At 60.9% G+C, this 20,446-nt stretch carries 23 protein-coding genes and 1 riboswitch; of the genes, 12 read left to right on the top strand and 11 right to left on the bottom strand.

Annotation, left to right across the window (positions count from 1 at the left end):
• Positions 1-82: 82 nt before the first annotated feature.
• The 3 genes from gcvH to ACOYQJ_RS08735 form a co-directional block, all read right to left on the bottom strand.
• The gene (gene gcvH, locus ACOYQJ_RS08745) at positions 83-445 is read right to left on the bottom strand and encodes a glycine cleavage system protein GcvH (protein WP_422905633.1); all 363 of its coding nucleotides are present in this window, start codon (positions 443-445) and stop codon (positions 83-85) included.
• A 19-nt stretch (positions 446-464) separates the two neighbouring features.
• On the bottom strand, positions 465-1,589 hold the full coding sequence (gcvT, locus tag ACOYQJ_RS08740) for a glycine cleavage system aminomethyltransferase GcvT (RefSeq protein ID WP_422905632.1): 1,125 nt from the start codon (positions 1,587-1,589) through the stop codon (positions 465-467).
• 156 nt (positions 1,590-1,745) lie between these two features.
• Positions 1,746-1,830: riboswitch (glycine riboswitch) on the bottom strand.
• Positions 1,831-1,845: 15 nt separating this feature from the next.
• On the bottom strand, positions 1,846-2,328 hold the full coding sequence (locus ACOYQJ_RS08735) for an RrF2 family transcriptional regulator (RefSeq protein WP_422905631.1): 483 nt from the start codon (positions 2,326-2,328) through the stop codon (positions 1,846-1,848).
• A 95-nt stretch (positions 2,329-2,423) separates the two neighbouring features.
• Between ACOYQJ_RS08735 and ACOYQJ_RS08730 the strand changes: the two genes are divergently transcribed.
• Complete coding sequence (locus ACOYQJ_RS08730; protein ID WP_422905630.1) at positions 2,424-2,984, top strand: gamma-glutamylcyclotransferase family protein; 561 nt, start codon at positions 2,424-2,426, stop codon at positions 2,982-2,984.
• Positions 2,984-4,213 carry a DUF2254 domain-containing protein gene (locus ACOYQJ_RS08725; protein WP_422905629.1) on the top strand — a complete coding sequence of 410 codons (1,230 nt, stop codon included), beginning with the start codon at positions 2,984-2,986 and terminating at the stop codon, positions 4,211-4,213. The genes ACOYQJ_RS08730 and ACOYQJ_RS08725 overlap by 1 nt, the downstream gene beginning before the upstream one ends.
• Here the strand turns inward: ACOYQJ_RS08725 and gltX are convergent.
• The gene (gene gltX / locus ACOYQJ_RS08720) at positions 4,210-5,544 is read right to left on the bottom strand and encodes a glutamate--tRNA ligase (RefSeq protein WP_422905628.1); all 1,335 of its coding nucleotides are present in this window, start codon (positions 5,542-5,544) and stop codon (positions 4,210-4,212) included. The two genes, ACOYQJ_RS08725 and gltX, sit on opposite strands and share 4 nt — an antisense overlap.
• A 111-nt stretch (positions 5,545-5,655) precedes the next feature.
• On the opposite strand from gltX, the gene ACOYQJ_RS08715 reads away from it, so the two are divergent.
• The 3 genes from ACOYQJ_RS08715 to ACOYQJ_RS08705 all read left to right on the top strand — a co-directional run bounded on the left by ACOYQJ_RS08715 (position 5,656) and on the right by ACOYQJ_RS08705 (position 7,630).
• Positions 5,656-6,597, top strand: a complete 942-nt coding sequence (locus tag ACOYQJ_RS08715) for a 1-phosphofructokinase family hexose kinase (protein ID WP_422905627.1) — start codon at positions 5,656-5,658, stop codon at positions 6,595-6,597.
• Between the two features lie 76 nt (positions 6,598-6,673).
• A complete protein-coding gene (gene thpR / locus ACOYQJ_RS08710) occupies positions 6,674-7,201 on the top strand; it encodes an RNA 2',3'-cyclic phosphodiesterase (protein ID WP_422905626.1) in 528 nt (175 codons plus the stop codon).
• A 39-nt stretch (positions 7,202-7,240) separates the two neighbouring features.
• Entirely contained in the window at positions 7,241-7,630 is a 390-nt protein-coding gene (locus tag ACOYQJ_RS08705; protein ID WP_422905625.1) for a metallopeptidase family protein, read from the top strand.
• A gap of 10 nt (positions 7,631-7,640) precedes the next feature.
• On the opposite strand, the gene ACOYQJ_RS08700 is transcribed toward ACOYQJ_RS08705, so the two are convergent.
• Both ACOYQJ_RS08700 and ACOYQJ_RS08695 read right to left on the bottom strand, forming a co-directional pair.
• Positions 7,641-8,207 (bottom strand): hypothetical protein, encoded by a 567-nt coding sequence (locus ACOYQJ_RS08700; RefSeq protein WP_422905624.1) that lies wholly within the window; start codon positions 8,205-8,207, stop codon positions 7,641-7,643.
• Between the two features lie 125 nt (positions 8,208-8,332).
• Positions 8,333-9,994: an NAD+ synthase gene (locus tag ACOYQJ_RS08695; protein WP_422905623.1), complete on the bottom strand. Its 1,662-nt coding sequence runs from the start codon at positions 9,992-9,994 to the stop codon at positions 8,333-8,335.
• 153 nt (positions 9,995-10,147) lie between these two features.
• Between ACOYQJ_RS08695 and ACOYQJ_RS08690 the strand changes: the two genes are divergently transcribed.
• Both ACOYQJ_RS08690 and ACOYQJ_RS08685 read left to right on the top strand, forming a co-directional pair.
• The gene (locus ACOYQJ_RS08690) at positions 10,148-11,611 is read left to right on the top strand and encodes an MORN repeat-containing protein (protein WP_422905622.1); all 1,464 of its coding nucleotides are present in this window, start codon (positions 10,148-10,150) and stop codon (positions 11,609-11,611) included.
• 164 nt (positions 11,612-11,775) lie between these two features.
• Entirely contained in the window at positions 11,776-12,654 is an 879-nt protein-coding gene (locus tag ACOYQJ_RS08685) for a glycosyltransferase family 4 protein (protein ID WP_422905621.1), read from the top strand.
• A gap of 12 nt (positions 12,655-12,666) precedes the next feature.
• On the opposite strand, the gene ACOYQJ_RS08680 is transcribed toward ACOYQJ_RS08685, so the two are convergent.
• Genes ACOYQJ_RS08680 through modA form a run of 4 tightly spaced genes read right to left on the bottom strand, consistent with a single transcriptional unit; the run spans position 12,667 to position 15,883 of the window.
• Positions 12,667-13,332, bottom strand: coding sequence for an SDR family NAD(P)-dependent oxidoreductase (locus ACOYQJ_RS08680; protein WP_422905620.1), 666 nt, complete (start codon positions 13,330-13,332; stop codon positions 12,667-12,669).
• Between the two features lie 30 nt (positions 13,333-13,362).
• Positions 13,363-14,445, bottom strand: coding sequence for a molybdenum ABC transporter ATP-binding protein (modC, locus tag ACOYQJ_RS08675; protein ID WP_422905619.1), 1,083 nt, complete (start codon positions 14,443-14,445; stop codon positions 13,363-13,365).
• Positions 14,442-15,134: a molybdate ABC transporter permease subunit gene (gene modB / locus ACOYQJ_RS08670; RefSeq protein ID WP_422905618.1), complete on the bottom strand. Its 693-nt coding sequence runs from the start codon at positions 15,132-15,134 to the stop codon at positions 14,442-14,444. The genes modC and modB overlap by 4 nt, the downstream gene beginning before the upstream one ends.
• Positions 15,131-15,883: a molybdate ABC transporter substrate-binding protein gene (gene modA, locus ACOYQJ_RS08665; RefSeq protein WP_422905617.1), complete on the bottom strand. Its 753-nt coding sequence runs from the start codon at positions 15,881-15,883 to the stop codon at positions 15,131-15,133. The genes modB and modA overlap by 4 nt, the downstream gene beginning before the upstream one ends.
• Positions 15,884-16,037: 154 nt before the next feature.
• On the opposite strand from modA, the gene ACOYQJ_RS08660 reads away from it, so the two are divergent.
• Entirely contained in the window at positions 16,038-16,637 is a 600-nt protein-coding gene (locus tag ACOYQJ_RS08660; RefSeq protein WP_422905616.1) for a protein-methionine-sulfoxide reductase heme-binding subunit MsrQ, read from the top strand.
• 1 nt (position 16,638) lies between these two features.
• Here ACOYQJ_RS08660 and ACOYQJ_RS08655 read toward each other — a convergent pair whose 3' ends face one another.
• Positions 16,639-17,052: a MarR family winged helix-turn-helix transcriptional regulator gene (locus tag ACOYQJ_RS08655; protein WP_422905615.1), complete on the bottom strand. Its 414-nt coding sequence runs from the start codon at positions 17,050-17,052 to the stop codon at positions 16,639-16,641.
• Between the two features lie 317 nt (positions 17,053-17,369).
• On the opposite strand from ACOYQJ_RS08655, the gene ACOYQJ_RS08650 reads away from it, so the two are divergent.
• Genes ACOYQJ_RS08650 through ACOYQJ_RS08635 form a run of 4 tightly spaced genes read left to right on the top strand, consistent with a single transcriptional unit; the run spans position 17,370 to position 20,374 of the window.
• On the top strand, positions 17,370-18,065 hold the full coding sequence (locus tag ACOYQJ_RS08650; protein WP_422905614.1) for a fumarylacetoacetate hydrolase family protein: 696 nt from the start codon (positions 17,370-17,372) through the stop codon (positions 18,063-18,065).
• The gene (gene maiA, locus ACOYQJ_RS08645; protein WP_422905613.1) at positions 18,062-18,709 is read left to right on the top strand and encodes a maleylacetoacetate isomerase; all 648 of its coding nucleotides are present in this window, start codon (positions 18,062-18,064) and stop codon (positions 18,707-18,709) included. The genes ACOYQJ_RS08650 and maiA overlap by 4 nt, the downstream gene beginning before the upstream one ends.
• A gap of 40 nt (positions 18,710-18,749) precedes the next feature.
• Positions 18,750-19,853, top strand: coding sequence for a cupin domain-containing protein (locus ACOYQJ_RS08640; protein WP_422905612.1), 1,104 nt, complete (start codon positions 18,750-18,752; stop codon positions 19,851-19,853).
• On the top strand, positions 19,850-20,374 hold the full coding sequence (locus ACOYQJ_RS08635; RefSeq protein ID WP_422905611.1) for a DinB family protein: 525 nt from the start codon (positions 19,850-19,852) through the stop codon (positions 20,372-20,374). The genes ACOYQJ_RS08640 and ACOYQJ_RS08635 overlap by 4 nt, the downstream gene beginning before the upstream one ends.
• Positions 20,375-20,446: the final 72 nt, after the last annotated feature.

Raw genomic sequence — 20,446 nt, 5'->3', positions numbered from 1 at the left:
AGGCACGCTGTTTCATTGGTCCAAAAATATCTCGGGGGAGGCTGGCTGAGCCGGGGGCCGCGCCCCCAGCCCGCCTCAGGCATCAGTCCCCGATAAAGTCCTTGTAGGCCGCTTCATCCATGAGATCGTCCAGCGCGCTCATGTCCTCGACCTTCATCTTGAAGAACCACGCATCGCCTTCGGGATCTTCGTTGACCTTGCCGGGGTTTTCGACAATCGCATCATTCACCTCGACGATCTCTCCGTCCAATGGCGCAAGGATGTCCGACGCAGCCTTGACCGATTCGATCACGACGACTTCTTCGTCCTTGGTCACTTCGACGCCGGGCTCTGGCAGTTCGACAAATACCACGTCGCCCAGCTGTTCGGCTGCGTGCGCGGTGATTCCCACAACAACCACATCGCCTTCGACCAGCAGCCACTCGTGCTCTTCAGTGTATTTCATTCCCAGTTCTCCTGTTGGACTATCTTTTGAAACCTGCCGGAACGAAGGGCAGCTTGGCAACCTGAACCGGCATGCGTTTGCCGCGCACTTCGCCCCACAACTGCGTGCCAGGGGTGGCGAGCGCCGTTGGCACGTACCCCATCGCCACGGGGCCACCAAGCGTCGGCCCGAACCCGCCCGAGGTCACACGCCCCACCGGGACGCCACCTTCGGCACTGTCGAAAACCTCGACGCCTTCGCGCATTGGCGCACGTCCTTCAGGGGCCAGCCCGACGCGTCGCGTCCCCGCGCCCTCGGAAAGTTCGGTCAGGATGCGGTCCGCGCCGGGAAAACCGCCCGCGCGGGCGCCGCCAGCGCGGCGCACTTTTTGAATCGCCCAGGTAAGCGCCGCTTCGACCGGCGTCGTCGTGTCGGAAATGTCATGCCCATACAGGCACAGCCCGGCCTCGAGCCGCAGCGAATCCCGTGCGCCCAGACCAATCGGCGCGACGATCTCATCCTCAAGCAACGCGCGCGCCAGATCGACGGCTGCGCCGTTGGGAACTGAAATCTCAAAGCCGTCTTCGCCGGTATAACCCGACCGCGACACCCAACACTCGGCCCCGACGATTGTGACCGTCGCCACATCCATGAACGTCATGTCGCGCACCGCCGGGCAAAGCTCAGCCAGCGCCGCTTCGGCACCCGGCCCCTGCAGCGCCAGAAGCGAGCGCGTTTCCAGAAGCTCGACCGTCAGACCGCGCGGCTCCAGCACAGATTTCATCCGCGCCACATCCGCGTCTTTGCACGCCGCATTTACCACAACGAACAGGTGATCGCCGCGGTTGGTGATCATCAGATCATCCTCGATCCCGCCGCGTTCATTGGTGAAAAACGCATAGCGCTGGCGCCCTTCAGCCAGACCGATCACATCAACCGGCACCATGGCCTCAAGCGCCTCGGCGGCATCAGGTCCGCGCAGGATGACTTGACCCATGTGCGAGACATCGAACAGCCCAGCCTTTTCGCGTGTATGCAGATGTTCCTTGAGCACGCCCATCGGATATTGCACTGGCATGTCATATCCGGCGAAAGGCACCATCTTTGCGCCAAGCTCCAGATGCAACTCGTGCAGGACTGTCTTTTTCAGGTTTTCCTCGGCCATGCGCCCTCCGGTCATTACGTGCCGGACCTGCGCAATTGGCATGGGTCGGGCATTCCAGCGCAATCAACTTGCACCAACAATGCCCCCTCTGTCCTTTCGCCTGAGATCGTTATCCCTTCGGCGGGCGCGCGGGGCGCCACTCTCCAGAGTTTTTAGTTCGTCTTGACGGTCCTGAAGCCTGAGAGTTTCCGGGGCGGTTGCTCCTTCGGCACCGGCAAGCCGGTTCTCCCATCAAGATGATTAGACGTTAGATTATCTATTCGGCAGTGACAAGATCAGGCGCGAGCTGCGCGCCGCGACACCCGCCAATTGGCTGAAGAATATCCATCAATGGAGCATTGTCGCAAATCAACGCATCCAAAGTGATCGGATCAAGGGTGGCGTAAAAGGCGTTCGCGGCGTCGGTCAAAGCCGTGCGCAGACGGCAGGCTTCGGTCAGCGGGCAGGTGTTGTCCACATCTGCAAAGCATTCCGCCAAAGGCACCGGCGCTTCGAGCGCGCGAAAAATATCGCCGATCTTGATCTGGCTTGCCGGTCGCGCCAGCTCCATCCCGCCGTTGCGGCCGCGCTGCGTGTGCAGGTAATTCAGCTGCGCAAGTTGATTGATGATCTGAGCCAGATGGTTTTCCGAGGCGTTGCACGCCTTGGCAATTTCCGACTTGGTGACAAGCCGTCCGGTGTTCGCCGCACAGAACATCAGCACGCGCATGGCGATATTTGTTCGTTTTGTAACCCGCATCAGCTTGCCTTCTTGGTCAACTTTTCATGCATAGTGCATACATGATCCGGCAAAACGCGGTTTGACTTACATCAACCATCGGTCATTTATGAAGTATGTCTGACATATATTTCTTTGGTTACGGGTCTTTGGTCAACGATTTGACCCACGGGTACAGCCCGGTTCACCGTGCATCGGCGCAGGGTTGGCGGCGGGCGTGGCGTTTCACGCCGGATCGCAAGGTGGCTTACTTGACGGCGATTCGCGCCCCGGGGCACCAGATTGACGGTCTGATCGCCCCTGTCCCGCCCGAGGGTTGGGCCACACTGGACCTGCGCGAACACGCCTATGAACGCCTGCCCGCCGCGCATGAGGTCACGCATGACGCGGAGGCCACCGATATCGCCATCTATGCAATCCATCCTGATCGCTTGCACATGCCGGACGAAGATCATCCCGTACTGATGTCCTATCTGGACGTAGTCCTGCAAGGATACCTGCGCGAGTACGGGACAGAGGGCGCGACCCGCTTTGTCGCGACCACCGACGGTTGGGACGCCCCAATTCTCGATGACCGGGCCAAGCCGATCTATCCCCGCGCCCAGCGCCTTGATCCGGCCGAGCGCGCCTTTGTCGATGACACCCTGCGCGCGCTTGGTTGCAAGGTTCTGGTCTGATGCTTTCCAAACGCCTGATGCAGCTGTTGCGGATGTCGCGCAGTCTGGGTGTGCGTGCCGTGCTGATGACGCTGCTTGCGCTGGCATCGGTCTTTCTGACGCCACTGTTTGAACCCCTGATCCCGCAGGCGCTGATCGACCGGCTGGGCCAAGAGGCTGTCCTGCCCGTTCTGACCATCCTCGCTTCGTCAATGTTGGCGGTAACGACCTTTTCGCTGGGCGTCATGGTGCAGGCTTTCCAAAGCGCCTCGTCTCAGGCCACCCCGCGCGCCTACCGGATCCTGATGCAGGACGGCACGACACAAACCGTTCTGGCCACATTTGTCGGTGCCTTTCTGTTTTCTCTGACCGCCATCGTGATGTTCCGGGCGGATATTTATGGGCCTGCGTCTTCGGTGGTGATTTTCGCCATGACGATCTTTGTGATCGCAGCAATCATTCTCGCCATTCTGCGCTGGATCGGGCACCTGTCAAAACTGGGCAGCATGGATCACATCCTGTCGCTGGTCGAAGACTCCGCGCGCGCACCTTTGGTGGCGCTCTCCAGCTATCCTGCTCTTGGCGCTGTTCCCCACAGTCATGCCGAACGTGCGCCGCCGAATGCCGTCGAGGTCATCGCTCCCTACTCGGGCTATGTGCAATTCATCGACATGCCGAGCCTGAACGAAAAACTGGCCGAAGCCGGTGCGCGCCTGTGGCTTTTGGCTGCGCCGGGCACTTATGTGGTCAAAGGCGACAGGATCGCGCTATTGAACATCGAGGGCGATCATCTGGCAAAGAAGGTTGCCAAGCACTTTACCTTTGGAAAGACCCGTTCGCTTGAGCAGGACGCCCGGTTCGGACTGATGGTTCTTGCCGAGATCGGCACACGCGCCTTGTCGCCGGGGATCAACGACCCCGGAACCGCAATCGACGTCATTCACCGGCTTCTCAATCTGCTGAGTGGGTGCAAATGCCCTGACACCGATCCACCCAGATTTGATCGGGTGATCGCTTTGCAAGTCTCGGCCGAGGACCTTCTGGGCGATGCTTTTGACGTTCTTTCACGCGACGGCGCAGGGCGTGTCGAAATCCTTACCCAGATCAACAAAGCGCTGGACCGGTTGGCAAAGAACGATTGGCCAGAGATGGCCAAAGCCGCACAGGAGAAAAAGACCTATGTGCGCGAGCAAGCTCAGTCTGGTATCACGGTCGGACCGGACCGGGAAAAAGTGGGGCTGGCGGATTAATCCGCCAATCCCCGCGCCGGAACCTTTTGCAAAAGTTGCATGACATCCGCCATCTCAGGCCCGCGTTCCTGCCCGGTCAGCGCTTTGCGCAGCGGCATGAACAGCCCCTTGCCCTTGCGACCCGTGGCCTCTTTCACCGCGGTGGTGAACTGGCCCCAGGTGTCAGCCGTATAGGGGGGCTCGGGCAGCAAACCCATGGCTTGGGCGATAAAGTCGCGGTCTTCGTCGGCGATCAGCGGCTCGGCCCCGTCGCGGAACAAGGTCCACCAACCGGGTATATCCTTGCGGGTGGTGACGTTCTCACTAACGACTTGCCAGAACAGTTCGGCCTTGTCCGACGGCACGCCCAGCGCCGCAATTTCCTCCGCCACCGCTTCGAATGGCATCTCATGCAGCTTTTTCGCAGTCAGCGGGTACAGGTCTTCGACGTCGAACTTGGTCGGCGCCGAACCGAATTGGTTCAGGTCAAAACCATCAGCGATCTCGTCCAGCGACAGACGCAACTCGATCGGCTGGCTGGATCCCAGTCGCGCCATCAGAGACAACAGCGCCTCGGGCTCGACGCCCGCTTCGCGCAGATCACGCAGGGCCAGCGTGCCCAGACGTTTCGACAGCGATTCCCCCTGCGGGCCGGTCAGCAACGAATGGTGCGCGAATTCCGGCGGCGTGCCGCCAAGGGCGCGGATCATCTGGATCTGCGTCGCGGTGTTGGTCACGTGGTCATTGCCGCGCACGACATGCGTGATGCCCATTTCGATATCATCGACAACCGAAGCCAGCGTGTACAGGAACTGCCCATCCGCGCGGATCAGAACCGGATCCGACAACGAGGCTGCGTCAATCGACACCTCGCCAAGAATGCCGTCGGTCCAGACGATCCGTTCATGATCCAGTTTGAAGCGCCAGACGCCATCGCCGCGCTCGGCGCGCAGTTTGGCCTTGTCTTCGTCCGACAACGCAAGGGCGGCGCGGTCGTAAACCGGCGGCTTGCCCATGTTCAGCTGTTTCTTGCGTTTCAGGTCCAGCTCGGTCGGCGTCTCGAAGGCCTCGTAAAAACGCCCCATCTCGCGCAGCTTGTCGGCGGCCGCTTCATAGCGGTCCAGCCGTTCCGACTGACGTTCGACCCGGTCCCAAGTCAGGCCCAGCCACTCAAGATCCTGCTTGATGGCATCGACATATTCCTCTTTCGAGCGCTCCGGATCGGTATCGTCGATACGCAGAACAAATTGCCCGCCAGTCTTGCGGGCGATGAGGTGGTTGAACAATGCGGTGCGCAGATTGCCGACGTGGATGTATCCAGTGGGCGAGGGCGCGAAACGAGTGACGGTCATGGGCAGGCCTCCTGATCAGCGCGGGTGTTTTCACAGCCAAGGCGATTTGTCCAGTTTAGCCTTTCGCCCAGCCGGGCCAATTGCCATCATAACGGAAACCAAGAGGTTTCCATGACCGAGATTCTGACAGTCACCCTGAATCCTGCGCTTGATCTGGCGACATCGACGCCCGGTGTTGTGCCCAATCGCAAGCTGCGCTGCGGCCCCGAAACCGCCGAACCCGGCGGCGGCGGCGTCAACGTGGCCCGCGCTATCACGCAATTGGGCGGCAAGGCCCGCGCTCTGGTCGCCTTGGGCGGCCCAACCGGAGACGCCTTGGACTCGCTGCTCAGAGACCGCGGGCTTGAGGTGCTGCGCATCGACGCGCCGGGCGAAACGCGCCACAGTTTTGCGGTCACCGATGAGGCCACCGGCGCACAGTACCGCTTTGTCCTGACAGGTCCGACGTGGAGCGCAGACCAACTGGACCATATGCTGGATCAGATCGACGCGCAGGCCGCCCCCGATGCTTATGTCGTCCTGTCTGGCAGTATGCCTCCGGGGGCCAAACCCGGCTTTATCCCGCAGGTCTGCGCGCATCTTGGTGCACGCCGCGTGGTGGTCGATACCTCTGGCGCCCATCTCGAAGTTCAGGCCACAGGCCCAAAACCGGCGCCACATGTGCTGCGCATGGACAGCCACGAGGCGCAGGCTCTCTCTGGTCTGCCGCTCGACTCTCGCGATGAAAGCGCGGGTTTTGCCGAAACCCTGCGCCAACGCGGCGCCGGGGAAACCGTGATCATCGCGCGCGGTGCAGATGGCTCAGTCATGGCTGCCCCGAACGGGCAATGGCATGTGACCGCCGCGAACGAAGGCGTGGTCAGCGCAATCGGTGCCGGAGACAGCTTTGTCGGCGGCTTCGTGATGGGATTGGCCGATGGCCTGCCGCCGCAAGAGTCCTTGCGCCAAGGCGCCGCTGCCGCCTCGGCTGCAGTCCTGAGCGAGGGCACGCAACTTGGCCTGCCAAAGGACTATGACCGGCTTTTGCCTATGACTAAACTGACGCGGCTTTAGCAACAGCTCTTCACGAAACACAGAAGTGACAGCATTGCACTGGTACGCCTCAACCAGCTGTGGCAGCACTGGAATCATGCGTCTTTTCATTGCTCTAGATCTGCCAACTGAAACCCGGACCCAGCTGACCGCCTTGCAGGCCCGGCTGCCTGCGGGCCTGCGCCCTGTCCCGGACGAGAATATGCACCTGACCATGGCCTTTCTCGGCGATCAGACCGAAGCGGCAACCGAGGCGATCCATGAAGGGCTGGAGACCTTGCGCGCTCCGAAACTGACCTTGGGTCTTGGTGGCGTGGCGGTTTATGGCGGGCACCGCGGTCAGGCACTGGCCCTTGAAGCCGAGGGAGAAGCGCCCTTGCACGAGCTGCACGATCGCATCCGCGCCCGACTGCGCGGCGCTGGCGTGCAGATCGAACGCCGCCGGTTTCGCCCGCATGTCACGCTGGCCCGCATGTCTGGCCAAGGCGATCCCGGCCCGGCCCTTGCCACCTTGTCGACCGCGCAAATCGCGCCTTTCACGGTGCACAGCTTTGGACTGTACCAATCCACGCTGCACGAAACCGGCGCGATCTACGAGGCGCTGGCCACTTATCCGCTCGGTTGACCCTTCCACAGCGGGCCCCGGCCACCCATATCCATTGCCATGACACATACGGATACCCAAGCTTTCCTGGACATGGCCCAGGCCGCCGTCGACGCTCTCCCCGAACCTTTTCGGGCCGGCGCTCAAGACGTTGTGCTGCGCGTTCAGGACATGCCCGATGCGGCCTTGCTGCACGACATGCAGATCGACAATCCGATGAACCTGACAGGGCTGTATTCGGGCATTCCGATGACACATAAATCCGCCACCTATCCGTCACCCTACCCCGATACGGTTACCCTGTTTCGCAAGCCCATCCTTGCCGAGTGGAGGGCGCGCGGCGATGTGGAGCTAAGCGATCTGGTCACTCACGTGACAGTGCATGAATTCGCCCACCACTTTGGCTGGTCGGATGATGACATCGCGAGCATCGACAGGTGGTGGGAGTAGCCGCCCCGGACTACTGAGAGGCACGCTTCATCATCATTTCGTGCACTGCCTGCATCCCGCGCTCGGCCATATCGCTGACCTCGGCCGCATGGACATGCAACGCTTCGACCAATTCCGGATCTGTCGAAGTCTGGATCACCACCAACCCTTCGTCCGTGACCTCGACCTCGGACTGGATGCCCTCGCCGCGTGCAAAGAAGATGTCCAGCGTCGGGCTTTGAATAAAGACCTGCGGATCGCGCTTTTGTCCGACCCGGTCAATCATCCCCACCGCATGACTGACCAGCACATCCATAAGCTCGGGGTCTTTCGAAAAGGTAACGGTGCGAATGCCGTTGGGCAGGTTTTCGACTGTCCGTTCTATCAACGGAAAGTTGCGGAACATGAAGGCCAGTTCGGCGCTTTCCTGAGGCGTGGCGTCCAACCCCTGAAGGCCGGGCATGTTCACCTCGTCGTGGCCCGTGCCGTCAGCGCCGTGTTGGTGTCCAGGCATGCCATGCATCATCTGGGCCGAGGCCCCGACCGTGAACACACAAAGCGCCATCGCGGCAAGACTCATGCTTTTCGTCCAAGCCATTCGGTCAGTCCTCTCAAGTTTCTCTGTAGTAGCGCCCACTGGAAAGCCTAGCGACCGGGCTGCCCTTCAACAAGGCAACTATTGCGTGATCGGACCAACCGCATTTCACACCCGCTGCACGGTGTTCACCGCTCGTCGCGCCAGCGGTTCACAATTGGATAGCGGCGGTCCAGCCAGAACGCCTTGAGCGTCAGGCGCGCCCCGGGCGCGGACTGAAAGCGCTTGTATTCGCTGATGTAGAGCAGATGTTCGACCCGTTTGACATCTTCGCGGGTATAGCCCGCCGCAATACAATCAGAGACCGAGGCCTCTTGATCCACCAGCATGTCCAGAATGCCGTCCAGCACCGGGTAATCGGGCAGGCTGTCGCTGTCCTTTTGATCCTCGCGCAACTCCGCCGAAGGCGGTTTCGTGATGATCCGCTCGGGGATCACGGCGCTTTCGGGGCCGTTCATCCAGACCCGGTGGTTGGCGTTGCGCCAGCGGCAGGTTTCGAACACGCGGGTCTTATAAAGATCCTTGATCGGGTTATAGCCGCCCGACATGTCGCCGTAGATCGTCGCATAACCCACTGCCACCTCGGACTTGTTGCCGGTGGTCAGCAACATCTCGCCGAACTTGTTCGACAGCGCCATCAACAGCAGACCACGCAGGCGGGACTGGATGTTTTCCTCGGCGATGTCCGGTTTTGTGCCTTGAAATAGCGGCGCCAAAGTGGCCGTGATGGCCGCCCGGCCCTCGGCAATCGGGACATAGTCATACCGGCAGCCCAGCGCCTTGGCGCAGGCTTCGGCATCTTCAAGTGAGGCCTTTGAGGTATATTCAGAGGGCAGCATCACACAGCGCACATTTTCGGCCCCCAGCGCATCCACCGCGATTGTCGCCACAAGCGCCGAGTCGATGCCGCCGGACATGCCCAGCAAAACCTTGCCAAAGCCGGTCTTGCGGCAGTAGTCGCGCAGCGATTCCACCATCACGCGGTAATCCATTTCCCAGTCATCAGGGTGGGTAACAAACTCACCGTCCAGCGCGCGCCAGCCTTCGGGCGTGCGTTCGAAATCCACATGGGTGATGTCTTCATCGCAGGTGGGCAGCTGCACCGCCGGGCGCCCGTGCGGGTTCAGAACGAACGACCCTCCGTCGAACACCTGATCGTCCTGCCCGCCCACCATGTTCAGATAAGCCAGAGGCAAGCCAGTCTCGACCACGCGCGCAACCATATGATTCAGGCGTGTTTCGAACTTGTTGCGGAAATAGGGCGAGCCATTCGGGACAACAAATATCTCGGCGCCGCTTTCGGCCATCGCTTCGCAGACATCCGGATACCAGGCGTCCTCGCAGATCGGGATGCCAAGTCGCACGCCATTCACCGCGATCGGCCCCATCATTCGATCGCGCGAGAACAGGCGCACCTCGTCAAAGACGTTGAAGTTGGGGAGAAAGAACTTGTGCGTGATCGCCGCGACTTTACCACCCTGAAGGATGTAATAGCTGTTGTGCAGCTTGCCATCCTCACCGGGGCACGGCCCGCCAATGCCCAGCGCCGGGCCATCGGCGCAGTCTGCAGCCAAAGCCTCGATCTGGTTTACTGCGTCGCGTACGAAAGCCGGTTTTTGAATCAGATCCTGCGTCTGATATCCCACCGCGAACATTTCCGGCAAAGCCACCAGATCGGCGCCTGCCTTGCGACCCTCTTCCCAGGCCGAGCGCGCCTTGGCGATGTTGCCCTTGATGTCCCCGACGGTGGGGTTCAGCTGTGCCAGTGTCAGGCGGAAATGATCACCCATGACCCGTCCTTTTCGATCTTGATACCGCCCAAATAGCAGATGCACGCTCAGGGGGAAGTGCACCCGGCCAAAAGAGATTGCCCCGCCCCATCGGCTCCTTTACGTTCCGGGCACGCAAACGAGACCTTTCGCACCAACTGGGGCAATACGCGCATGAAGCTGGCAGGCATCACCTTTACCCTCGCAGCGACCATCGGCTTTATGGCCTTGGCGCAGGACAACGGCGAGGTCTTGACCAAGCAATACGATGATGGCGGGGTCTACGAAGGCACCTTTCTGAACGGACTGCAGCACGGCACTGGCACGTACCGGCTGCCCAATGGCTATGAGTTCACCGGCGACTGGGTCGAGGGCGAAATCAAGGGCGAGGGTGTTGCGCGCTTTCCCAACGGGTCGGTCTATGAGGGCCAGTTCGTCAAGGGCAAACCCGAGGGCATGGGCAAAATCGTCTTTGCCGATGGCGGCACCTATGAAGGCTCATGGCTGGACGGCAAGATCACCGGTCAGGGTGTCGCAGTCTATGCCAATGGCGTGCGCTATGAAGGCGCTTTCCGCAATGCGCTGCACCACGGCAAGGGCGTGATGACCTCTCCCAATGGCTATCTCTACGAGGGCGACTGGGTGAATGGCGTCAAAGAGGGCGCGGCCAAGATCACCTACCCCGACGGCTCGGTCTACGAAGGCCGGGTTGCCGACGGCGAACGCGAAGGCACCGGCAAGCTGACCATGACTGATGGCCTGATCTACGAAGGCACATGGCGCGACGGCCAGATCGACGGCCAAGGCAAGCTGACCCAGCCGAACGGCGATATCTACCAAGGGGCGCTGGTGGATGGTCGCCGCGAAGGACAGGGCAAGGTGACCTACGTCAACGGTGACATCTACGAGGGCGAGTTCAACAACGATCAACGCCACGGAATCGGCACCTTCATCGGCAAAGACGGCTATCGCTATACCGGCAATTGGGTCACCGGACAGATCGAAGGACAGGGAAAGGTCACTTATCCCGATGGGTCGATCTATGAGGGTCAGTTTCAGGGCGATCTGGCCAACGGTAAGGGCAAGATCACCTATCCGGACGGTTCGACCTATGAAGGCGACTGGGTCGATGGCGTGATCGAAGGCGAAGGCGTCGCGACCTATGCCAATGGGCTGATCTACCAAGGCAGCTTCAAGAACGCCAAGAACTCGGGCTTTGGCATCATGACCTATCCGGACGGTTATCGCTATGAAGGCGATTGGCAGAACGGCCAGCGCCACGGTGCGGGCAAAGCCACGTATCCGGATGGCACCGTCTATGAGGGCCAGTTCCGCGACGGTCAGCGCCATGGTCAGGGCATCATCGTGATGGCCAACGGCTTTCGCTACGAAGGCGAATGGAACAAGGGCGAGATTTCCGGCCAAGGCGTTGCAACCTATGCCAACGGCGATGTCTACGAAGGCACTTTCACCAACGGCAAACGGCAAGGCACCGGCACCATGCGCTATGCCAGTGGCGAACAGGCCACCGGCGAATGGATCAACGGCGCGCTTTCCCGCAAGGAAGGTGACGACGCAACGCCTGCGGCAGCCGATCCGGCAGAACAAGGGACCGACGGCGCAGCCTCTGGAAACTGATGGCTAATATCCTTTTTGCGATACCGCGGTTTCACACGAACCTGTGGTTCGCCGTACGCGCCATGCAATCGGCGGGGCACAAGGTCTGCCTTCTTGTCAACCATTGCGCGCCCAGCGAAGATCACAGTCTTTTGACGCCGCAAGCCCTCGGGAAATATCCAACCATGGCAGTTGTCGAAGACGCCTTTGACAGCTTCAAACCGGACTTCGTCTTTGTCCGTAACGCTTGGTCACTGTCACGACGCGCGGCCCGCGCAGCGCGGCGGCGAGGTGTTCCGGCGCTCCTCTACAACCAATTGCCAGTAATCCAGAACACCTCTGTCCTGAGGCAGGCCGAACTGCTTTGGAAAGGCCTGCCGCGCCGCCGTGTAACCCCGGTGGCAGGTTTGCCCCCACAGGTGGGGCACGATCCATGGGCCATGTACCTGCCGTGGCCCGTGGCCGCCCTGCCCAGCCCGGACCCGATGCCCAAGCCAAAGGGCAAGCTGCACTTGGTCTGCGTCGGAAAGCTTGGGTTGCCGCGCAAGAATCAGCCGCTGTTGATCAAGGCGATGGAGGCTGCGGGTCTTCAGTCCCTTTATCACCTGACGCTGATCGGAACGGCTCCCAAAGAACATAAACCCGGGCAGTACGAACAGGCCCAATTGATGGCAGACCTGAGCACGCGCGATTGGATCACCATGCACCCGAACGTGCCCTTTCCCCAGATGGGAAACATCCATGCCTCAGCCGATGTCAGCATCCTGCCCAGCTTTGCAGAGCCGCTTGGCACCTCGCCAATCGAAGCCATGGCCTATGGGTCGGTTCCGGTGATTTCGTCAGACTGCGGCTCTGCGGGCTATCTGACCGATGGTCAGAACGGCTTTGTCATCGACATGACCCGCCCGGACAGCGCCACGAACGCCCTGCGCAAGCTGGCGACGGATGATGCAATGCGTCAGCGCATGTCCCAAGCCGCCAGACAAACTGCCGAGACCGAACTGTCCGAGGCCCGGTTTATCGAACGCCTGAACGCACTACTGATGGCCCATGGCGTTACTTGACCGAAAACCGCCTCACCATGGAATGTCTTGCCCAGCGTAGTCGATAAACCTGCCGGTGTCGGCGGCGCCAAGACCCTCAATCACCTTGATAAGCCGCTCGGCCGCATGGTCACGCGTCACAGCTGGGTGGCGACCAAGGTATTTGGCGGTGAAGTCTGTCGCCACCGTTCCGGGATGCATGCACACACAGGCCAACTCCCGATGACTGCGCGCCAGTTCAATCGCCGCGCCGTGTATCAACTGGTTCAACGCCGCCTTCGAGGCACGGTAGCCGTACCATCCGCCCAGACGATTGTCGCCAATACTCCCGACGCGGGCGGACAGCGCTGCAAAAACCGCCGGACAATCTTTTGGCAACAACCGAACTGCATGTTTCAAGACCAGCATCGGGCCGATGGCATTCAACGCATATTGATCCATCAGTGCCTGCCAATTCAGGGTGTTGAGCGATTTTTCCGGCTGAGCGCCCGAAATTTCGAGCGCGCCCGTCGCGACAAAGATCAGATCAAATGCCCCGTCCAGTGCACGCAAATGCGCTTTGACCGAGGCTTCGCTTGTCACGTCCAAGCCATCACCCGAGCGCGACAGTCCGATGACATCGACGTCGCGCGCTTGCAAGACGGCCTGCATCGCCGATCCGATGCCGCCACTGCTGCCAATGATCAACGCCCGTTTCATGCGCAGGAACTAGCGGCAGCGCTGAGTGTATCAAGCCCCGCCGACATCTTGCGGCGCGATGGCAACGGTTTTTAGCACGGCAAAGCACTCCACCCCTTCGGCAAGGCCAAGCCTTTGTGCCGAGCGACGGGTTATGCGCGCTAAGATTGTACCCGCAGGTGTCGCGAGCGAGACAATCGCCCCCGGCCCACCGCCTTCGCGGATCGCCTCGACCCGGCCGGGAATGATGTTCAGCGCCGACAAGCCTTCGGGGCGCTGGCGGGCCAGGATCACCTCTTGCGCGGGGATGCGCACGCGAAGGATCGTGCCGACAGATTTGGACACACGCGGCAAATGCAGCCGCTGCCCCCCTGCGTCCAACTCGCTCAGCCCGTCATCATGATGCGCCACGACGGTCGCTTCGAGAACCGCACCCGCGCCGCGCACACCTGCCGGAAGGATCGAGGCATCGCCCAAGACTTCCGTCGCCGGCCCCTGACGGGCAACGCGTCCGTCCTGCAAGGCGACAACTGAGGTGGCAAGCCGAGCAACCTCGCCCGGGGCGTGGCTGACGTAGAGGATCGGCACCACGGCCTCATCCCGGAGTCGTTCGAAATAGGGCAGGATCTCGGCTTTCCGAGCCTCGTCCAGCGCCGCAAGCGGTTCGTCGGCGAGGATCAGCTCGGGGTTGGCCAATAGCGCCCGTCCGATGGCCACGCGCTGCTTTTCACCTCCGGACAGCGCGCCGGGGCGACGGTCCAGCAGATCACCCAACCCAAGCATCTCGATTACGTGTTCGGGCTCCGCTCCGCCCCGGGCACGGGAAAACCAGCGCCCGTAGCCAAGGTTCTGCCGCACGGTCAAATGCGGGAACAGGCGCCCCTCCTGAAAGATATAGCCAAGCCGCCGTTGGTTGGGCGCAAGGCAGATCCCGGCCTGCGTGTCCAACAGCACGCGGTCCTCTACCGCAATCCGCCCAGCATCGGGCTTGAGCAGTCCGGCGACGGCGTTCACGATGGTGGTCTTCCCCGACCCCGAGCGCCCGAACAACACCGTCAGCCCCGAAGGCGCTTGAAAATCCACGTCCAGCGCCAAACCGGCGAATCGATGCTTGAGGCAAACCGACAGAGTCATGCGCCGCCCACCCGCCGTGCGGCGCGGCGCGACAGCCATTCTGACAGCAAAAGCGCGCCCATGGCGATCACGACAGATACGATAACTAGCCGCATGGCCGAACTTTCACCCCCCGGCACCTGCAAAAACGCATAAACCGCCGAGGGCAGGGTCTGTGTCTGTCCGGGTATGTTCGAAACAAAGGTGATCGTTGCGCCGAATTCCCCCATGGCTTTCGCAAAAGCAAGGATCGCGCCCGCGATGATCCCTGGCAACGTCAGCGGCAGGGTAACGGTGAGAAACACCCAAACCCGAGACGCGCCAAGCGTGGCCGCGGCCTGTTCCAGCTTGGGGTCAACCGCCTCGATGGACAGGCGCATTGCGCGCACCATCAGGGGAAATGCCATGACGGCCGCGGCCAACGCGGCGCCTGTCCAGCGAAAGGCAAAGACGATGCCGATGTCCTGAAGCGCAGCGCCCAACGGCGCTCGGGTGCCAAAGGTCAGTAGCAACAAATAGCCAGTCACGACCGGCGGCAGGATCAGCGGCAAATGCACCAACCCGTTGACGATCTGCTTGCCCGGAAACTGCCAGCGCGCCAAGGCGTAAGCGGTGAACAGGCCGATCGGCAGCGACACCAGAACCGCCCAGAACGCCACGCGAAGTGACAGCGCAACCGCCTGCCACTCATCAGGGCCAAGCCAGCTCATCTCTTGGGCTCATGCAAGATGGTAAAGCCCTGATCCTGAAAGACCTGCGCGGCCTCCGGGCCTTGCAGGTAGTCGATAAAGGCGCGGGCGGCTTTGGTGTCGGTCAGGCGTGCGGCAGGGTAGCGGATGGGGGGATGGGCTGTCTCGGGGATTTCTTGCACCACTTCGACACGCGGTTCGGCCTTTGCATCCGTGGCGTAGACAATACCAAGGGGAACCTCGTCCAGCGCGACCAAGGCCAGCGCGGCGCGCACATTGTCGGTTTGAACCACATGGTCCTTGAACACCGGCCACAACCCCAACGAAATCAACGCCGCCTTGCCATAGATGCCCGCAGGCACTGCATCGACCAAGGCCATGGCAATGTTGCTATCGGTCATCACGCTCAGATCCGGCAGATCAGCGGCGCGGCCGGCCGGCGCGATCACGACCAACCGGTTGCCAAGCAGATCAACGCGCGTTTCCGGCAGGATCAGCCCCTGCCCGTCCAGCACATCCATCCAGTCGGGGTTGGCCGAGATAAAGACATCAGCGGGCGCGCCGTATTCGATTTGCCGCGCCAGAACGGAAGACCCTGCCAAAGACGCTGCCAGATCATGGCCTGTTGCGGCCTCAAACCCCGGGGCAATCTGATCCAGTGCGGTCTTGAGGCTTGAGGCGGCAAAGACCGTCACCTGCCCTGCGCATAGCGGCAGAGGCACGAGCGCCAGACAAAACGCCAAAACCGGGAAAAGACGGGCAAAGACCAAGGGTCGCTCCTGAGAATGTTCGTACCGGAGTAGCCATAGCACCCCCTTCGACGCAAGCACTTCGCACACGCAGAAAAAATTTCAGAAGGGCGCGACGGATTTTTTACGCGGCGTCGTAAGACCTTTGTCGACTGTTAAAAAGGACAGGTTTTCAATGTCTCGATTCAACCCCTACTTGCTTTGGGCGGTATTGGCCCTGCCACCCGCACTTTGGTCTTACGAGGCGATGACTGCGGACAATGCGCGGATCATTCATATTCTGGTACACCCCACCGGCGAGTGGGCCGCGCGGCTATTGATCATCACGATGATGGCCACGCCTCTTATGATGCTATTCAAAGGGTGGCGCGGACCGCAGTGGCTGAAAAAGAACCGACGGTACTTCGGAGTCGCGGCATTCGGGTATGCGGCGCTGCACACGCTTTTCTACGTTATGGACAAAGGATCGCTGGACAGCGTCATCGGCGAGATCGATCGCTTTTACATCTGGACCGGGTGGGTCGCCTTCGCGATCTTTGTGCCGCTGGCCGTGACCTCGATGGATTACTTCGTTCGGATCATGGGGCCGCGTTGGAAGACCCTGCAGCGCTGGACCTATGGTGCAGCGGTTCTGACGCTTCTGCACTGGGCTTCGCTGCACAATTGGGGGCATCCCTTGGGCGCATTGATCCAATTCTCGCCACTGATTGCGCTGGAGACCTATCGCATCTGGTATTGGACCAACAAGCGTCGGATGCGCCGGGCCGCAGCCTGACCTAGGTTTCCTTCCCGTAGGCTGCCTTTTGAGCGAGCGTGAGAAACATTTCACGCTCGCTTTTGTTGAGTCCCTGCAGAATCGTGGTCTGCAGCTCTGCAACGATTGGCCTGAAGACCTGCAATTGCCGCGCGCCATCTTCGGTCAGCGTCAGAACCCGCGCGCGGCGGTCCGTTTCGCTGACCCTGCGCTGGATCAGGCCTTTGGCCTCAAGCCGGTCAATCACTCCGCCGATAGTCGCCCGGTCATAGGCAATCAGCGCCGCCACGGTCGCCTGATCGACACCGGGATTGACCTCGATCGCCTCAAGCGCAGCGTATTGCACCGGGGTCATGTCCACCCCGGACGCCTTTGCCCGCGCCTGAAACGTTTGGGTGGAAATCTGGTGCAAGCGGCGAATCAGATGACCCGCCATTGCGTGGATCCCCAATGCCTTTTCGCTTTCTGACACCGCACCGCCCCCTTTGCATTCAAGCGTTTGAGCCGATCTTACAAAAACTCTTGGCGAAACGATAGTATGCCCGCTAATCGTAAGTATGCGATCTATATTGCCGGACAGACGAGAGGAGGCGTCATGTCGGACCTTCCCAACCTGGTTACTGGCGGCGGTTTTGTCGGATTGGCTGCAATCTGTCGGATGCACCCAGAGGGCTGGTACAATCAGCTGAACAGGCTGTACGGTTTGAATGGCATCAAAAATAGAAATTTTGCGAACAGAACAAAGGACAGACCATGGGTTTTGTATTTGAACCGGCCCCCACACCCTCGGTGGCCATTGCAGGCAGCGAAGACCGCTTTCCCGTCCGCCGCATCTTTTGCGTCGGGCGAAACTATGCCGCCCATGCGCGCGAAATGGGCAAGGACCCTGATCGCGAGGCGCCGTTCTTCTTCACCAAACCCGCCGATGCCGTAGTCGACCATGGGCAGACAATTCCCTATCCGCCCGAAACCCAGAATTTTCACTACGAAGCTGAAATGATCGTCGCCATCGGCACTGGCGGGTCAAACATCTCGGAGGCGGACGCACTGTCCCACGTCTGGGGCTACGGAACCGGCAACGATCTGACACGCCGCGATCTGCAGCAGGTGGCCAAGGACATGGGCCGCCCATGGGATTGGGGCAAAGCCTTTGACCGCTCGGCGGTGATCGGGCCTTTGCATCCGGTTTCCGAGGTCGGGCACCCTGCAACCGGATCGATCAAACTGACGGTGAACGGTGAAGTCAAACAGGACGCCGACCTTGAGGAGCTGATCTGGACCATCCCCGAGGTGATCTCGATCCTGTCCCGCTCGGTTGAGCTGAAACCCGGCGATCTGATCATGTCGGGTACCCCGGCGGGCGTCGGCAAACTGGTGCTCGGTGACGTCTGCACCGCATCGGTCGAAGGGCTGGGCGACGCGACGGTGACGATAGGCGATCCGGCATGACCCTGATCCTGCACAACTACTTTCGGTCCTCGACCTCGACCCGGCTGCGCGCGGCGTTGAACCTGAAGGGGTTGGACTATGACTATGTCGCCTATGCGCTGAAGGACAAGGCACACAAAACCCCCGAGTTTCTGGCCAAGAACCCCGCCGGTCTGGTGCCGGTGCTCGAGCTTGAAAGCGGCGCGATGATACCGCAATCTCTGGCCATCATCGAATGGCTGGACGAGGCATATCCGGAACCGCCGCTACTGCCCGCCTCGCATGAGGAACGGGCACGGGTGCGGGCCTTGGGCTATATGATCGCCTGCGAAATTCATCCGCTGAACAATCTGCGGGTCTTGCAATACATCGGCAAGGAATTCGGCGCTGATGCCGAAGCGCAGAAAGCGTGGTTCACCCATTGGGTCAGCGAAACTTTCGATGCCTTGGAATCCACTCTGGCCGGATCGCCCGCGACAGGTCTTTACTGCCATGGCGATACACCGGGTTTTGCGGATCTGTGCCTTTACGCGCAGGTCTGGAACAACAAGCGGTTTGGCATCGACCTGCAGACCTGGCCAACCATCGCGCGCATCTTTGCCGCGCTGGACAAGCACGAGGCCTTTGTACGGGCCGCGCCGCCCAACCAGCCAGACGCCGAATAGGCTCAGTCTTAGGTGAAAATGAGGCTCGGAGGAGGATGAAATGAACGAAGACCTTGATCACGACAGCGTGGAACATGCGATGACGCCGGATGACAGCCCAGAGCTGCGGGCGCTTTATCAGGGGTTCAAGGACAACCATCTGAACCCACTCTGGACACAGACCGGCGATCTGATGCCCATGCACCCCAAGCCCAAGGCCGTGGCCCATATCTGGAAATGGTCCACGCTGCTTCCTTTGGCTGAACGCTCTGGCGATCTGGTTCCGGTAGGTCGCGGAGGCGAGCGGCGGGCCATCGGCCTGGCAAACCCGGGTCTGGGCGGCAAAGCCTATGTGTCGCCGACGTTGTGGGCCGCGATTCAGTATCTTGGCCCGCGCGAGACCGCTCCCGAGCATCGCCATTCGCAAAACGCCTTTCGTTTCGTGGTCGAGGGTGAAGGTGTCTGGACCGTGGTAAACGGTGATCCTGTGCGGATGTCGCGGGGCGATCTTCTGTTGACCCCGGGCTGGTGCTTTCACGGCCACCACAACGACACGGACAAGCCGATGGCGTGGATCGACGGGCTCGACATACCGTTCAGCCAGCACAACGACGTTGGCTTTTTCGAATTCGGCAGCGACCGCGTAACGGATTATGCCACGCCGAATTTCTCTCGCGGGGAACGGCTGTGGTGCCATCCCGGTTTGCGCCCGCTGTCGCAGTTGCAGGACACCGTTGCCTCGCCCATCGGTGCCTATCGCTGGGAGTTCACTGATCAAGCATTGACGCAACAATTGTTGCTTGAAGACGAGGGACAACCGGCGACCGTGGAACAAGGCCATGCCGCGATCCGATACGTGAACCCGACCACTGGCGGCGACGTCATGCCGACGATCCGCTGCGAATTTCACCGCTTGCGGGCCGGTTGTGAAACGCCGACGCGCCGCGAGGTCGGATCGACCGTGTTTCAGGTCTTTGACGGCGCAGGTGCGGTGGTGCTGAACGGGCAGACGCACAATCTGGAAAAAGGCGATATGTTCGTGATCCCCTCGTGGGTTCCATGGTCGCTGCAGGCCGAGACGGAATTCGATCTGTTCCGCTTTTCCGATGCTCCGATCATGGAAAAACTGAATTTCATGCGGACCGCTGTTGAGGGGCAGGAATGAGCGATGCGCTTGCCGCACTAAAAGCGCGGCAGGGGGCAGGTGCACGCTATGATGCGCCGAACGCCCCTGCCGACGATCTGCTTCTGGCGCGACGCGGTACAGCCTATTTTGCCCGCAAACTGAACGAACTGTCAGACAGCGAACTGGACACCCGCGACAGGCGTCGGATCATCGCGACGGTAAGCTATGATGCCCGCGCCTTGGCCGTAATGATGGCGGGTGCGCGCACCGGCCATTGGCCCGAGGAGCCTCGGTTCGAGGCAAGCGCGAAAGAGATTGCGCTCGGCGCCAACCTGCCCGCCCGCGCCTTGCGGCATCTTTTCCACCACACCGAAGTGCACCTGAATGTTGAATGGCGCGATCTGCCAGAGGCGGCTTGGGACTGCGCCATGCCGATTGGCGGCACCCCTAGAAGCACGCCCGCACTGCGCGCCAAAACCGTCTGGTTTGCGGCGCTGGATTTGGGTAACGGTGGCCGCCTGAACGACCTGCCTGCCGCCATGCGTCAACTACGGGCATAGGACAGAGCCAACCCTTGCATTGCAGTGATTGCCCGGCATCGCCGAGCGGCGCACAGAATTTAGCGCGCCAAA

The sequence above is a fragment of the Pacificoceanicola algae genome (assembly GCF_049341065.1).
In the GTDB taxonomy this organism is placed as follows: Bacteria; Pseudomonadota; Alphaproteobacteria; order Rhodobacterales; family Rhodobacteraceae; genus Pacificoceanicola.
Note: the sequence above shows the minus strand (reverse complement) of the source record. Positions and strands in the feature narration are given on the sequence as shown.